The 14,701-nt window shown below is 60.9% G+C and carries 10 protein-coding genes and 1 tRNA gene; 4 read left to right on the plus strand and 7 right to left on the minus strand.

Annotated features, from left to right (window positions below; genetic code table 11):
* Window positions 1-69 precede the first annotated feature (69 nt).
* Both HWW87_RS09680 and HWW87_RS09685 read right to left on the minus strand, forming a co-directional pair.
* On the minus strand, window positions 70-1,713 hold the full coding sequence (locus HWW87_RS09680; RefSeq protein ID WP_175820109.1) for a DUF2334 domain-containing protein: 1,644 nt from the start codon (window positions 1,711-1,713) through the stop codon (window positions 70-72).
* 12 nt (window positions 1,714-1,725) lie between these two features.
* Window positions 1,726-2,001 carry a hypothetical protein gene (locus tag HWW87_RS09685; protein ID WP_175820110.1) on the minus strand — a complete coding sequence of 92 codons (276 nt, stop codon included), beginning with the start codon at window positions 1,999-2,001 and terminating at the stop codon, window positions 1,726-1,728.
* 959 nt (window positions 2,002-2,960) lie between these two features.
* On the opposite strand from HWW87_RS09685, the gene HWW87_RS09690 reads away from it, so the two are divergent.
* Both HWW87_RS09690 and HWW87_RS09695 read left to right on the plus strand, forming a co-directional pair.
* The gene (locus HWW87_RS09690) at window positions 2,961-4,919 is read left to right on the plus strand and encodes a glycosyl transferase family protein (RefSeq protein ID WP_244107166.1); all 1,959 of its coding nucleotides are present in this window, start codon (window positions 2,961-2,963) and stop codon (window positions 4,917-4,919) included.
* Entirely contained in the window at window positions 4,916-6,610 is a 1,695-nt protein-coding gene (locus HWW87_RS09695; protein WP_175820112.1) for a bacteriophage N4 adsorption protein A, read from the plus strand. The genes HWW87_RS09690 and HWW87_RS09695 overlap by 4 nt, the downstream gene beginning before the upstream one ends.
* Window positions 6,611-6,653: 43 nt before the next feature.
* Here HWW87_RS09695 and HWW87_RS09700 read toward each other — a convergent pair whose 3' ends face one another.
* Both HWW87_RS09700 and HWW87_RS09705 read right to left on the minus strand, forming a co-directional pair.
* A complete protein-coding gene (locus tag HWW87_RS09700) occupies window positions 6,654-7,556 on the minus strand; it encodes a hypothetical protein (protein ID WP_244107167.1) in 903 nt (300 codons plus the stop codon).
* A 564-nt stretch (window positions 7,557-8,120) separates the two neighbouring features.
* A tRNA-Arg gene (locus HWW87_RS09705) sits at window positions 8,121-8,201 on the minus strand.
* 69 nt (window positions 8,202-8,270) lie between these two features.
* Here HWW87_RS09705 and HWW87_RS09710 point away from each other — a divergent pair.
* Entirely contained in the window at window positions 8,271-9,290 is a 1,020-nt protein-coding gene (locus HWW87_RS09710) for a site-specific integrase (protein WP_175820114.1), read from the plus strand.
* Between the two features lie 98 nt (window positions 9,291-9,388).
* Complete coding sequence (locus HWW87_RS09715) at window positions 9,389-10,534, plus strand: site-specific integrase (RefSeq protein ID WP_175769869.1); 1,146 nt, start codon at window positions 9,389-9,391, stop codon at window positions 10,532-10,534.
* A gap of 385 nt (window positions 10,535-10,919) precedes the next feature.
* Here the strand turns inward: HWW87_RS09715 and HWW87_RS09720 are convergent, their stop codons facing one another.
* The 3 genes from HWW87_RS09720 to HWW87_RS09730 all read right to left on the minus strand — a co-directional run bounded on the left by HWW87_RS09720 (window position 10,920) and on the right by HWW87_RS09730 (window position 14,662).
* Window positions 10,920-13,295, minus strand: a complete 2,376-nt coding sequence (locus HWW87_RS09720; protein ID WP_244107168.1) for a hypothetical protein — start codon at window positions 13,293-13,295, stop codon at window positions 10,920-10,922.
* Window positions 13,296-13,313: 18 nt separating this feature from the next.
* Window positions 13,314-14,204, minus strand: coding sequence for a hypothetical protein (locus HWW87_RS09725; RefSeq protein WP_244107169.1), 891 nt, complete (start codon window positions 14,202-14,204; stop codon window positions 13,314-13,316).
* Between the two features lie 197 nt (window positions 14,205-14,401).
* Window positions 14,402-14,662 carry a hypothetical protein gene (locus tag HWW87_RS09730; RefSeq protein ID WP_175820116.1) on the minus strand — a complete coding sequence of 87 codons (261 nt, stop codon included), beginning with the start codon at window positions 14,660-14,662 and terminating at the stop codon, window positions 14,402-14,404.
* Between the last annotated feature and the right edge of the window lie 39 nt (window positions 14,663-14,701).

The following is a 14,701-nucleotide window of genomic DNA, read 5'->3' on the forward strand; positions in this document are numbered from 1 at the left end:
AGCCGATCAAACGCAAACGTGCGACCCGCGTTGCCGATGCGGGTCGCACGAGGTTGCTGCCAGCCCGCGTCACTTGGCCGTTGTGCCGTCCACCCATGTATAGCCGAGATTCGTGATGCCGGTCACGAGACTCTGGAAGTCCTGGTAGGCAGGTACGCCGAGATCGGACTCAAGCCAGTACGGATGGAAGAAGAACGACGCGAAGCCGTCCCGCACCGCCAGACCGTATTGCGCATTGGTGACGAGTTGCTGCCACGTATACGTGATGCATGAGAACTTGTCGATAGTGCAGATGTTGTACTGGATGCTGCCCAGGTTTTCCGGGATGATCCGCTGCCCGTAGTAATCGGAATTGATGATGTACGGGAAAAACTGCCCGGCCGAAAAGTCCTGGTTGGGCGCCCCCGTTCCGAGCTGCGGATTGGTCGCGGTGTAGTAGACGGCCCGCTGGAACGTGGTCGGGAACGTCTGCGCCGTGGCCGTTGCTGCCTTCGGCGACATCTGGTACTGCGGCGCGGCCCAGCCGACGACCTTGTAGCCGTTGAGCGTGAACTCGAGCAGGCCGTCGGCCATTCTGCCTTTCGCCCATTGCACCGAGTCCTCGTCGACCGGACGATTCTGGACCGCGAACCAGAACTCGTAGTCGCTGCCGCTGACCGCGGTCAGAAGATTCGGCGTCGAGTCATACTGGTGCGTATAGCCGTGCATCACGATCGAGCCGCCGCGCAGGAGCGCGTAGTTCAACGCACTCTTGAGGCCCGTTGCCTGCGCGAGGTGAATCGTCTCCGGCACGCCGCCGTTGTAATACCCGTTCGGATCGGTATACAACGGAATGGTCGCCATCGTGAACTTGATGTTCTTCGAGTACAGATAATCCGTCAGCTTTCTCATCGAACTCGTCGTCGTAAATGCGTCCACATCCTCGAGGCGGACGAGCGCACGATGATTCACCGGTGCATTGGTCTGCAGGATGTCGTGCAGGATGTCGCATATCACCAGGTAGCGATCCGTCGGGCCGATGTAGGAGAACGGCATATCCGCGAAGTACCACAGCTTGCCCGAGCGCATGACGTATGGCGTGGTCGCCCCACTCTTGCTGTTCTTCATGGTGACGAGCACCTGCGCCTTGGTGGCATCGACAACCTGGGTCAGTCCGACCTCCGGGTCCGCATTGATGGCGCCGGTCGACGCGTCATACGCGTAGTACTTGACCATCGGCAGGTTCTTGTACGTGACCGTGTCGTAAAAGCCGGGATTCGGATTGCTCGACGAAGGCGGTGCGTTCATCCCGGCAACGCCTTGAAAGCTGAACCCGAAGGTCTGGTTGAACGTATAGGCCGTGTTCCATGCGAGCTGCCACAGGTTGTACTTGAACCAGACCACGGTCTTCGTGGCGGTCATCACGTCGCTCATGAACGCCGCCGGAATCGGGTTGTCGTAGTAGTCGCCGATGTAGAACGTGGCGTCGTGGCTCCCGATCATGCCGGGCGTGTAGTTCTGTATCGGCACCAGATCGACCGTCGTATTGAAGTGGCCGAGCAGGTTTCTCAACATGATGCTGTACATCAGGCCAAGCTTCGAATACGGGTTGTTGGCCGGGTTGTCATACAGCACAAGCGTGTGTGCGGTGGTAGCCTGCGCGTGCGCCGTGCCCGGCAATGTCATTTGCGCGAGTCCGGCAAGCAGGGCTATGACGATCAAGATCTTTTTCATGGCCATTTCTCCCTAGTCACGTTCCACGTTGCCGCCGTGTTTCTTGACGAGCTTTCTGTCGAACTTGGGGCGCCCCGTCTCCTTGTACGCCTTTTCCCATTCCTCGTCGGACATACCGGGCTTCACGACGACCTGGGTCGAGCCGATAGGTAATGGCGGGGGCTTGATCTTGCCGTGAGACTCATTGTTCGTCTCCGCGCCGGTGACGACGAGTGCAGGGGCCAACGCGAGGAGTAGTCCAATGGTCCTCAACCCGTTTCGAAAAGATCGATTGCGATGCGAAGGCATGATTTTCATCCTTTGATATGCAAATTAAGTTCATCTCGTTAACGAAACGAGCACGGTGAAGTGCCATTCAGAATCGGGGCGTTATGTCGTGATTTTTGACACGCTTGATACCGGTTAAAGAAACGAAACCGGATAGTTTGGCTTTCAAGCTAGATCCGTACCATCCGCTGCAAATGGGCACCGGGCCGAGACGCCCAAATCGGTACGTCATGGCCGTCCAAAATTGCTTCGATAAACGTTTCAAGCATGCAACGCGGCCCGTTTCGCGAATTCAACGCGTAAAGCCTGGTGGGACGGTTCAGGGAAAACCGGTTGCGCGCCGCGCTCCGCACACGTCAACGCGGCAATCGAGCCGGTTAGCGCGTATGCAATGACGACTCGAACGCCGGATTTTCGGGTTCGATGTCGATTCCTTCCGGCCAATGACGCCGCAATCGCGTGACGCCCCTCCGATGGCGGCGACCGAAGCGCGGCAGCGGATCTGCCAGACACCTTTCATCGAATCGCTCGATCGCGTGTTTCAGCACTGAAACATTTGGTTCGGGTTCGATCAGCCGAGTGCGTGGCGTACACGTCCGGCGCCCGGCAGGTTCAAGGTGGTGGGACGGTGGCGCACGACTTGCTTGATGAACTGTCAGTCGAGAAGACAGTGCGCGGGGAGCACTGCGAGACGCCGGATCGAGCATGGCTGCAAGCGTTGGCGAATGCAGGGATGGAGGCAAGCAAGCGGGAGAACCGGCTGTCAAAAGTCATCCACTGAACACGTTGCATTTTTGATGATGTTACGTGGTCGTATCAATAGCGCTCGAGGTCTGACCGAGTCTGTTGAGAGCGACAGGAGTGAGCGTGGCGTTAGCCACGAGTGGACGTGACGGGGTCGACGGGGACGGGGCGTGTTTCGTCTTACGTTGGTACGAGGGAGAGGAAACGCTGACAAGAGAAAAATCGCGGAAAAAATGATGGATAATATGATATGGAGTGCATATTTATATGCACTTAACATTGTCGCCATTGTGGCCGCCCTCGTCATCCTGGTCAGCACGCTGGATGACCTCACGCTGGACGCCTGTTATTGGTCATTCGAAATCCGGCGCATCTTGCGTCGCGAGAAATCGCAGACCATCGATATCGGCATGCTGCGCGCGCTGGAAGAGCGCCATCTGGCGCTCATGGTGCCGGCCTGGAAAGAGTATGACGTGATCGCCAAAATGATCGAAAACACCCTGGCGACCCTCGAGTACGAGCACTACATCATCTTCGTCGGAACCTATCACAACGACGCCGAAACCACGGCGGAAGTCGAACGGATGGTGCGCCGGTATCCGGGCAGGGTGACGCGCGCAACGGTCATGAACGACGGGCCGACCTGCAAGGCCGACTGCCTGAACTGGATCATCGAAGCCATCCTGCGCTACGAAGAGGTCCACCATATTCGGTTCGCGGGCGTCGTCATGCACGACTGCGAAGATGTCATTCATCCGGTTGAACTCAAGTACCTCAACCATGCGGTGGCGGACAGCGACCTGGTCCAGCTTCCGGTCCTGTCATTGCCGCGAAAATGGAACGAGTTCGTGGCCGGCTGCTATCTCGACGATTTCAGCGAAACGCACCAGAAGGATGTGCCGGTGCGCGCCCGTCTGACCGGCGTCGTCCCGGGCGCGGGCGTTGCGTCGTGCTACAGCCGGCGTTCGATCGAAGCGGCGATGAAGGAGCGCGACGGTTGCCCGTTCAACACGAGTTCGCTGACCGAGGACTATGACTTCAGCTTCCGGTTGAGAGACCTCGGCATGAAGGAAACCTTCGCCCGCTTTGCGCTTTCGGACGTCGCGCACGACGCCGGCGGCCAGCGCGCAAAGGAAGGCGCCCCCAATCGAAACCTGCTGGCCACGCGCGAGTATTTTCCGAAGACCTTCCGCACCGCCTACCGGCAGCGCGCGCGCTGGATTCTCGGCATCGCGTTTCAAGGCTGGGAGCAACTCGGCTGGAAGGGCGACCTCCTCACCCGCTACATGTTCTTCCACGATCGCAAGGGCATCGTGACGTCGCTGTTTTCGGTGATTGCCTATGGCGTGCTGCTCAACTTCGTGTTGCTTGCCGCCCTGCAGAGAGCCGGGCACGTCATCCCCGCCGGCACCCACCTCGTCGCGGCCAGTGCATGGGTCACGCCGCTGCTGTGGGTGAACACCGTCATGCTGTTTGCCCGGGCCGGACAGCGCTTTCACTTCGTCAGCAAGCTGAACGGTCCGCTCCAGGGGCTGCTCTCGATCCCGAGGATGTTCGTCAACAACCTGATCAATTTCTATGCGGTCTGCCGGGCCTGGCGCATCTATATCGGCCACCTGGCGAGCGGCAAGCCCATCGCATGGGACAAGACCAGTCACACCTACCTGTCGAACGAACAGCTCGGAAAAGCGCGCCTCAAGGTCGGCGAGATCCTGGTCGGCTGGGGCGTGGTCTCGCTGGAGCAGTTGCAAGCCGGTCTCGAGAAACAACTGACATGCGGCAAGCGGCTGGGCGAACTGTTGCTCGAAGGCAGCGCGCTGTCCACCGAGTCGCTGGCCGACGCAATTGCCGAGCAGGCGGAACTGCCGCGGGTGAGCCTGGGCAACGTCGCGGTGGGTCACTTCGCGGACTCGCTGGCATTCGAGCTGCAGTACGCGTATCACGCCGTCCCGTTTTCAACCGCGGACGACGGGACGCTGAACGTCGCGGTCGGGCGACCGCTCACGCCGGACGAACAGGACATCGTGCGGCGCGGCGCCAGATCGAACGTGGCCTATTTCATTGCCTGCGATGCGGAGATTGCCGCCGAACTGGCCCGGCACTCGCGCTTCGTCGAAATTGCGCGGCTACGCGACGGCGACGACGCGACGCCGCAGGCAGCTTCGGTGAAAAAGCCGTCGGGAGAACAGGCATGAAGCGCTCGACACGTCCCATCGCGGCTGGCCTCAAGCGCTGCGCACGGTTGAGCGCCCTGGCAATCGCCATGTCGCTGGCCTGGCAGGCTCCGGCATCCGCCGCCCAGCAGCTCACCCCCAAGGCCTATCGGCTCGCCGATGGCGCATACAAGGCGATCAATGCCGGCGACCTGCCCCGCGCGGAAGACTATGCGCTGCGCGCCCTCAAGATTCAGCCCGGAAGCGAACAGCTCGGACTGCTGCTCGTGGATGTCTACCGGCGGGAAGGCAAGGTCGACGAAGCCGACGCGATGGTGGAATCGCTGAGCGTGCGTTTTCGGAAAAGCGCGGCGGTACGGGCGCAGCATGGCTATCTGGCGCAGCGGCAGATGCGCTACGACGTCGCGTGCAGCGATTTCTCGGCGGCCGTCGCGACGGGAAACTGGAGCAAGGAGCAGCAGCGCAACCTGCGCCTCGCGTGGTCGGACAGTGCGCTCGCGGCGAATCGTCCGCACGAGGCGGGCGTTGCGCTGGCGCCGCTGGCCGATGAAAAATCGGCCGTGATCCAGTTGCGTATCGCGCAGATGAGCTTGCAGGCGGGCGACCGCGACAGCGCCATCCGCGTGGCCGAGCTGGCGGCCGGCGACGCGTCGACCGATGGCGAGCGGAACATGGCCGCGTCGATCGTGGCACAGGCGCAGCAAGCCGATCAGCCGCCTCAGGTGCCGGTGGACGATACCGCGCAACGGAAGTTGCAGCAGGCCTACGACCTCCTGCGCGAGCACAAGGATCGCGAGGCGCTCGACACGTTCCAGGAGGGTTTCGCCGGTGGCGCCGGCAACGCGATGAACTACGCGGATGCGGGCTATGCCGCCAAGCGGATCGGATTGAACGAGCAGTCCGTCCAGATGTTCGAACACAGTCTCGACGCCGACGAAAACGAACATGCGTTCGACGCGCAGCGCAAGTTCGGCTATCGGCGGGAAGTCGAACAGCTGGAGCGCACCTGGGGTTTCGTGCTGAGCGCGCCATACCAGTCGGCGGCATTCGGTCCGCAGGGCACGATCAGCGTGCTCCAGCCGGGTATCGAGGCATACTGGCAGCCGCCGAAGATCGGCTATCGGAACGGCCGCATCCTTCAGTTCTTCGTGCGCGGATACGGCACGGCCTACGACGGCTCGGGCAACGTGACCGGCTTGCCGACCGTGCAAGGATCGGTGGGCGTGCGTTACAAGCCGATACCCGACCAGAACGTGGTGATGACCGCCGAGCGGCTGTTCCACATCGGCAGCCTGTCGATGACGGACTGGCTGATGCGCCTGGGCTATTCGTCGGAAGGGGGCACCGACCTGCGGGTCACCGAACCGAGCTGGCGGAGCTGGCAGGCGTATGTCGAAGGGGCGTATTTCATCCGGGCAGGCCGATACATCATCTATTCGGAGCTGCGTTACGGGCACACGTGGCGTTTGCCGATGCTCAGCAATCGGCTGACCGTCTACCCGCACGCCGCGGTGGCCGGCGATCACGACAACCGTCAGCCGGACAAGACGGCAATCGGTGCGGGGCCGGGGATCCAGTTCAGGTACTGGTTTCGCGAAGGCAGGTATACCGCGCCGGCAAGCTATCTCGATGTGACGGTGCAATACCGGTTTCCCTTGACGTCAGCGGTCCGCGCACGTGGTCTCGTGGTGCGCGCGACATTGTGGTTCTGAGCGACTGCGCTGACGCTTGGGGGCTACCCGCGGGATGGGGCGATCAGTTGGGCGACTTGAGCGTGATGATCGTTTGACGCAACAACTGGAAGTAGGCGCTCGTCGAGTACGGAAGCATCTGCTCGGCGTAGTTCCACCAGAAGAATCCGCCGATGAAACGCGGATCGGTCATGCTGTTGACCATCGGGTAATAGGTCTTGATCAGGTTCTGCTGCACCGACGCCGGCGCGGAGATTGACGACGTGCCGATTTCGCCGAAGCCGACCTTCGCGTTCGGGAAAATGCTTTCCAGCGCCGCGAAATCGTTGTTCCACGACGGATTCAGCCCCGTGCAATCCTGATACGGGTAGTAGCTGAACAGCGCATAGTCGGCCTGCTGGCGAACCGTCGACGAGAGGAAGTTCGTCGGCCAGGTCTTCCAGTAATCCTGCGGCTTCTCCCAGCAGTTGTTGCCCTTGCTGTCGTCGTTGTAGTACAGCGTGATGGCCGTCTTGCCGCCGTTCGATTTGACGATCGTGTTGGCCGCGGCGACCATCTGGCCGATCTGCTGCTCTTGCGAATTGACCACGGCGTTCGTGCCGCTCGGGTTGGCCCGCAACCATTCGCCGTTGATTTCGTTGGCGATCTCCCACACGTCGACGGTGTTCTTCAACTGCGACACCAGTTCCTGCGTTCGCGCCTTGTACGTCGCGAGATCCGTTGGGAAATAGTAAGAATCGTAGACCTCGCCCATCACGTATGCGACTGCATGCAGGCGCAGCAACGGTGCGTAGTAGTCGGCGGCAGACGTATCCGGATCGAACACGACACGCACGGTCGGCCGGTACGGCAGGTTCTGCAGCGACGCGATGATCGCATCAAGTTTGGTCAGATCGTCGAGCGTCACGCCGTAGACCGGACTCTTCAGGGGCTCGACCTGGGCCTCGGCGGACCGGGACAAAGGCATCAGCCCGGCACAAGCAACACATGCAGCAATGGTCGTACGTGAAATACATTTCGTCAGGTTAATCAAAACGTCGTTCCGTCTTAAAGTAAGAAGAAGCGCGATTTTAGACGAAAATAAAAGTAAATTATCTGATGATATCGAAATCAGGATGCCAGGCGTCGCGACGCCGACACCTCATGCGCGGGCGAGCACCGTGCCGGAGAAGTGACTCCGCGATGCTGTCGAGAGACAAGCGCAGTTCGTTGCCGCTCTTTCCTAGCGATGTAAAAACAGGGGTTATCCGCTTGTATCGCGCGACAAGTGCGCCGATCTCGTCATGCATGCGTCTGCAGGCCGTCAGCGACATCCTGCATGCGCCAGCACCTCGAGGCGCGCACGACCGGCGTGGGCGTCTGCTGAGTGCAGCGCACCAAAAGCGTGGAGCACTTGCACGAGCATCCAACGATGCGCATCGCGATAGCCTCCGATTCCCGCGTTGATCGGATCGGGTTACATGACGGTTGCACGAAGCAGCGCCGAAGAACCAGCGATCGATGGGGAAAACCCGGAAACTCCTGATGGCATTGGCCCGCCCTACACGATTCGAACGTGTGACCTACGGCTTAGAAGGCCGTTGCTCGTGGGTCGCCGCGCCTCGCTGGGCGCGGCTTGTATCCAACTGAGATGCCAGCGAGCACAAATTGAGCACACTGCGACTACCTTGAGGTAGCCGCAATGGCGACAATCACGAAGTACCGCAACAAGTGGAAATGCCAAGTCCGCAAGACTGGCTTCCCGTCCCGCACCCGCACATTCGCGTCCCGCGCCGATGCCGCTGAATGGGGCCGCATGGTCGAAATGGAGATGGACCGAGGGCTATTCGTCTGCATGGACGAAGCTGACCGCACCACCGTAGCTGACCTACTGGACCGATACACTCGCGATGTGTCCCCGACAAAACGCAGCGGCGGAAGCGACAAGGGCCGTGCTCAGAAGGTCACGCAGCGACTCGGTGCGTACAAGCTCACCGCCCTCACCTCGACCCATCTCGTCGGCTACCGCGACGCCCGGCTCAAGGAGGTGTCGCCGCAGACAGTCATCCACGAGCTAAATCTACTGAACCGGGCGCTCACGCTGGCGACCCGCGAATGGGGCATCGTGCTACCCGCTGGCATCCCAAAAGTCATCAAGCCACGGAAGCCACAAGGCCGGGATCGACGGCTTCACCCGGACGAGATACAGGCCATCATCGACGCGACGGAATCGCCCGACCTGCGGGACTTCATCCGGCTCGCCGTAGCAACCGGCATGCGTCGCGGTGAACTCGCATCCCTGCGATGGGAACACATCGACCTTGACCGACGCACCGCGCACCTACCGCTGACGAAGACGGACACGCCGCGCACCGTGCCGCTGTCCAGCGTCGCTACAGCCGTTCTACAGGCCCGCAAGGACGCCGGGTACACCGTACCCTTCGCCGTCACCGCGAACGCCCTCACGCGGGCATTCTGCCGTGCTGTGCAGCGAGCGCGAGGATTGTACGAGTCAACCTGCCGCGTACTGGAACGCCCCGCCGATCCTCAATGGCTCGTCGGAATCCGCCTTCATGATCTGCGTCATGAGGCGACGAGTCGCTTCTTCGAGCTGGGATTGCAGACGGTTGAGGTCGCCAGCATCACCGGCCACAAGACGCTCGCCATGTTGAAGCGATACACGCACCTCCGGGCGGAAGACCTCGCTCTTAAATTGGGCTGACACCCGCCACGAAACAGCAACACTCAGGCGGCATAGTTGTCGTTCCGAGCAAGAGCAGCATGACTGCCCGCGCCTGCAACCTCACATGGAGAACAGGCATGGGCACTATTCAATCACGCTCCCGACGCAGCGGCATACGCCTACAAGCGACAATCCGCATCAAGGGCTTCCCGACACTCTCCCGCGCGTTCGGGGACAGGACGGATGCTGAAGCATGGATTGCCGAGCAAGAGGCATTCATCCACCGCCGCATCCTCGCGTCGAAGATGGAAACCGAGCGCCAGCGAATCGCCGCTGGATGTGAAGTCCAGTACCGTACGCTCGGCGACCTGATGCGGCGCTACCTCGCGTCCGTCACTCCCCTTAAGCGGGCATCCGCGCAAGAAACCATCCGAATGCGCGGCATACTAAAACACGAGATAGCTGCCTGCCCCGTCATGAACCTTGACTGTCCGCGCGTCGCGGCATGGATTGCCACACGCCTGCGAACCGTCAGCGGATCGACGGTCCGGCGAGACATAACGCTGCTCGCGCACGTCGTCAAGATCGGCATAGAGGAATGGAGCGCGCCGCTTGTTCAAAACCCCTTCCAAAAGGTACGTCGCCCTCCTGCATCTCCCCCAAGAGATCGGCGTCTACGCCCCGGAGAAGAACCCGCGCTGCTTGCCGCGTGCGCCGATGCCAGAGCGCCATACCTGCGCCCGGTAGTTGAACTCGCCCTCGAAACAGCAATGCGGCAATCCGAGCTTGTCAGCCTCGATTGGCAGCGCATCAGCTTGTCCGGACGCTACGCCTATCTGCCCATGACGAAGAATGGGACAGCTCGCGGCGTGCCCCTCTCTTCGCGTGCCATCGAGGTACTTGCAACTCTCAGCAGAGGCGGGAATGGTGCCGGGTCGGTGTTTGCGGGCGTAACGGCGGAGGCAGTGAAGCGCGCCTTCATCCGCGCCACACGGCGCGCCCGCCTCGACAACTTCCGGTTCCACGATCTGCGTCATGAGGCGACCTCGCGGTTCTTCGAGCGCGGACTGACCGTACCAGAAGTAGCCCGCATTACCGGGCATAAGACATGGACTATGCTGGAACGGTACACCCACCTACAGCTTGACGACGTAGCACGGCGGCTGGACGGCCCGGCCAACCCGGCTGTAGCGCCTCGGACCATCGAGCAATTAACGCACGAGCTACGGCGACTTGTGGCGAACGCGGATAGACTGCTACCGGATCGCCCGCACCAACCTTGAGCAGCTCAGCCGAGGAAGTCCAGCTGCCTTGCGTTGAATAGCGCTAGAGGTCAGTTTGCCGTTGCGAGAAGCAGAGCCATCGCCCACCCGATTGCAACATAGCGCCGCCCACCTAATCGCGGAGGTGGTTGTCAGCCCGAATCTCGGGCGCTTCCGTTGCCACGTACTCCTTACGAGCATTGCTCATTCTCCAATTCGAATCAGGTTCCCTTCCGTGCAGTCGGGTTCGATAGAGTATCCAGCGTACCGACCGATAGCAAGCGCGGCTCGCGTCGGCTTCGCCTCGCTCGGCTGACGCCCGCGCCAACAGATACAGAACGAGTGAACGATGCGACAGGCGACACCCTCACGGGTGCCACCTGCCTGCTACCGCGCTGCTGCACGCTTAGTAAGCCCAGCCCCAAGCGTTCTTGCTCGAAAGCCCAATGTCCGGGTCGACGTGTTCCGGCTTGTTGCCAAAGGTATCCCGCATACGTTGGGCGACCACCTTCGCGGCGATGTTAATCATTTGCTGATGCCCTTGTCGATTCGTCAGGAACAAGGACATGAAGCCGTTACCAAGGTTCTCACCGGACGTTACTTGCCAATACGGGTACTCTATCGCGGTCGCTTTACTACGTGAACTGAATGGTGTCAGCGCCATGCCTACGTCAGTAGCATCCCCGGTAATCTCTGGCTCCAGCGGTCCCGCCTGCTTCTCAATCGCCCACTTCAACGCTGCTTGATAGTTCGATTGACCCTGCCGCTGAACGGCTCCGGGGAACTCCCGATTCACCATTTCATAGAACGGACGTGCACCGAAGGCTCGATTGTTCAAGACAACTGCACCGGGCACAAGGTCCGCATTCGCCACCACTTGCGACAGCGCTGTACGTGCCGCTGTGTCGTCGTCGTATGCGTACGCTTTTTTGTACTGCGCGATGAGCGGCGCGATGTGTTCGGCGAGCTGCCGCTTGTTGCCGTCCGTCAGGTTGTATGGTGTTAGCTCGCCATCCCCGCCCCACAGCGGAATCATGCGTTTGAACCACCCCGGCGAAGCGCTCGCCACAGCGCGCTGCGCATCCTGTACCTCCTGCGCCGTCGCAACTGCCCCCGCGCCACGGCTGATTAGATGACGAGCCGTCTTGAGCTGCAAAGGATCATCCAGCTTGTACCCGCTGTTCAGTAACGCAATCACTTTCGGCCCCATCGAGTCGCCCATGTACGCCATCACTGCCCCTTCACCGCCGATCCCACGCCGCAACGCATCCGCATACTGCAGCGCCTGCGCGGCATCCGGGGTAAGCGGTGTGTCTCCGTTCAGCATGAGGTTCATTTGCTGGGTCAGCACTTGCTTGAGCATCGGGGATTGGAGCGACGAATCGTACGCCACCGCGCTCAGCTTATCGAACAAGTTCGCCTGCACGTCCGGCTGGTTCGCGTATTCCGGGCCGCTGGCCTTCCGAAACATCGTATCTGCTACCTGCGCCTTTGCGCCATCGGGGAGCGGCAAGCCCGTTAGCGCCGCTGGCGACGAGCTATTGATGGCCTTCCCTACAAGGTCAACCGCTTGATCGTAGTTCAACTGCTTCAACTGCGCTTTCTGGTACTGAGCCAGAATATTGGCGTTCCCCGCATCGAGCATCTTGTGCATCTGCGCCCGCTGCTCGTTGTCGTACATCGCCGTGGCGTCGCCGTTGAGCTGGCGGTTCGAGTCCTCATGCGCGTCCATCACAGCGTCGAGCTTCGCGTGACCTTCCGGCGACGAGTCCATCCCCGTTGTGCCGTGTTGCAGGCTCCACCGTAGGTCAGCCCGCGATGTGAACAGGTTCCGTGCTGCCGGGTTCTTCTGCGCCCACTCCTGCTCCAGTCGCGGAATTTGGACTTCGAGGTTGTCCTTCATGTCAGTCGACATGGACTGGTATTCAGGCATCGCCCTAACAGCGCGCACCGCCTGCCAGTGCCCGCTACGCGCATTGCTGAGTGTGATGTCGCGGAGCCCGCGCTGGTACGCCTCAGTGGTCATGTTCGCGGGTCGAATGAGCTGGTTCGTAAAGTCAGCGTAGGCGCGGTCCACATCTGCTTGCTGGGGGTTGTTGTTCGCCGTGAGTGTGTCCTGTAACGCTTTGCCGCCGACCGTTCCAAGGTTCGTAAAGCCGTTGTACGCCTGTTCCTGCGTGAACTGCATGTACTGGCCCATGTGCGTGTCGAGCATTCGCGGAAGTTGCTCGGCGAACCCTTGCTGTACCAGAGAATCGAATGCAGGATCGCCCGTACTCTCGACTTGATTCATCTTGTCGACGATGTATGCACGCACTTGGTCGGGTGACTTCTCGCGAAGCTGCGGCATCGCAAGCATGAACTGCGACTGCGCATCCTGCATCGCAGCCGCCACATTGAACGCCTGTGCACCCTGCACCGTAGCATCCGGGCCGTACAGCTTCGTGTACCAAGGCTGCTCGTTCTCGATCTCGATGAGGCTCTTGCCCTGCGCTGCTTGGGCCATGCCCTCGGCGTACTGCCGCTTCTTCGTGCGGTCGATGTACGGCTGTAGCATCCCACCCGCCAGCTTGTTCAGCGCATCCAGCGTCACACCGGAGCCGAGCACGCCTTGCCGGGCAACCGCGCCCGAGTATGCGGCGATGTCCGTGCCGCCTACGGCGAGTGGCCCGCTGGACTGCCCGACACCACCCAGCCCGCCAGAGAAGCTGTTAGAGCCTCCGCCGCCGAGCGTGCTTTGTTGAGTTACAACGCCACCGTCACTCGACAGCGAAAAGCTCACGTTTGCCATAGTCTCCCCTTAATCCAGCATAAAGTTAAATGAATTGGTGCTGCTCGAATTGCCGCCCGAGCCACCGTCTACCGTGAAGCCGTACGCGTTGTTGCCGGACGTGCCGCCGGTACTACCCGCACCCCACGAGCCACTGAAACTGTTCACACCGTTCAAAATCGCCTGCGACGCATAGTTCGCCGTATTGCCCACGCTGTAGCCGCCGACGCTACCGCCGCCCGAGTTCCGGAACTGCTGGAACCCCATCCCGCCAACAGCCCCCATCGCTGCGCCCTGAGCTGCCGTGATGTCGGGCATCTTCTCGGGTGCCATGAAGGTTTGCGGGATGTCCTTCTGGTAATTCATGCCCGCGACGGTCTGCCCGTAGTCCTGCGACGTGATGAGGTTCGAGCGCAGACCCGCCGCCGCCATCACCTGATCGAAGGACATCTGTGCGCCCTTCGTGGCTTGCATCGCGGTGAGTCGCGAGGTTGTTGTCTGCATGGTCGCGCGCATGATGTCGGCGGACGTGCCGCCAACACCACGAGCTGCCGAATCGGCACGCATCGCACCTAGCTGGGCTGCCGCCGCAATCTGCTGCTCCAAGCTGCCTCGCGTCATGGCTTCTGTTGCTCGCGCCATGTTCACGGCTTGCGCATTCGTCTGCGCGCCGATGGCGATGGCGCGGTTCTGGTTGCCAATCGCGCGCTGCGTGTTCGACAGCGCCGCCTGCGCCGCGAGGAACTCATTGTTCGCATCACGGATCATGTTGTTGTTCTCCGCACTGGACTTCGACAACAAGTTCGAGGCGGTGGTCTTGGCGGTATCGACCGTGTACTGCGCATCATTCTGCGCGTTCTGTAGACGGGCCTGCATCATGCCAACACCCGCTCCGGCGATCATGCCGAACAATTGGCACATTAGGCCATCCCGCAGTCAGAAGCGAGAGAGAAAGATAAATACATCCGTACTCCTTATTTAATACATCGCTGCTAAGCTCGGCTGGGCTGCTTGGTCAGGCTTCTACGTCCCGCTGATTGCGGGACAGGCTCCGCGCAGGCCGCAAAACTGCGCGCACCACGCGACAGCTGTTTTCAGTCGGGCAGTTTCAGCGCTGCTCAGCGCTCTCGTACATTCGACTCTACCCCCATCTCCCGCGCCCGTATGAGTAGATCGGGGCTGAATGCAAAGGCGCGCTCACGGTCGTCATTGACACGCGCATTGCCCGGCTCGCGCTTACGGAATTCCACAATCACCTCCGCCAGAATCGCCTGTGTGCGGGCCAGCCCAACCGCGCTAAGCAGGGCCTCCAGCGCACGGTCGTAAGCCTGCTCATTCGTCAAGCTCGTATCCGGGGTAGTGCTCACTGCTGTTTCCATGTTCGAATCCTCCTATTGGTGTTCTGTTGGTAATGGGCG

Source organism: Burkholderia sp. BCC0419, from assembly GCF_902830285.1.
Lineage (GTDB): Bacteria > Pseudomonadota > Gammaproteobacteria > Burkholderiales > Burkholderiaceae > Burkholderia.

Coding starts and splice junctions, on each gene's coding strand:
- HWW87_RS09680 (WP_175820109.1), bottom strand. CDS start 1,713: ATGAAAAAGATCTTGATCGTCATAGCCCTGCTTGCCGGACTCGCGCAA.
- HWW87_RS09685 (WP_175820110.1), bottom strand. CDS start 2,001: ATGCCTTCGCATCGCAATCGATCTTTTCGAAACGGGTTGAGGACCATT.
- HWW87_RS09690 (WP_244107166.1), top strand. CDS start 2,961: ATGGATAATATGATATGGAGTGCATATTTATATGCACTTAACATTGTC.
- HWW87_RS09695 (WP_175820112.1), top strand. CDS start 4,916: ATGAAGCGCTCGACACGTCCCATCGCGGCTGGCCTCAAGCGCTGCGCA.
- HWW87_RS09700 (WP_244107167.1), bottom strand. CDS start 7,556: ATGCCTTTGTCCCGGTCCGCCGAGGCCCAGGTCGAGCCCCTGAAGAGT.
- HWW87_RS09710 (WP_175820114.1), top strand. CDS start 8,271: ATGGCGACAATCACGAAGTACCGCAACAAGTGGAAATGCCAAGTCCGC.
- HWW87_RS09715 (WP_175769869.1), top strand. CDS start 9,389: ATGGGCACTATTCAATCACGCTCCCGACGCAGCGGCATACGCCTACAA.
- HWW87_RS09725 (WP_244107169.1), bottom strand. CDS start 14,204: ATGTGCCAATTGTTCGGCATGATCGCCGGAGCGGGTGTTGGCATGATG.
- HWW87_RS09730 (WP_175820116.1), bottom strand. CDS start 14,662: ATGGAAACAGCAGTGAGCACTACCCCGGATACGAGCTTGACGAATGAG.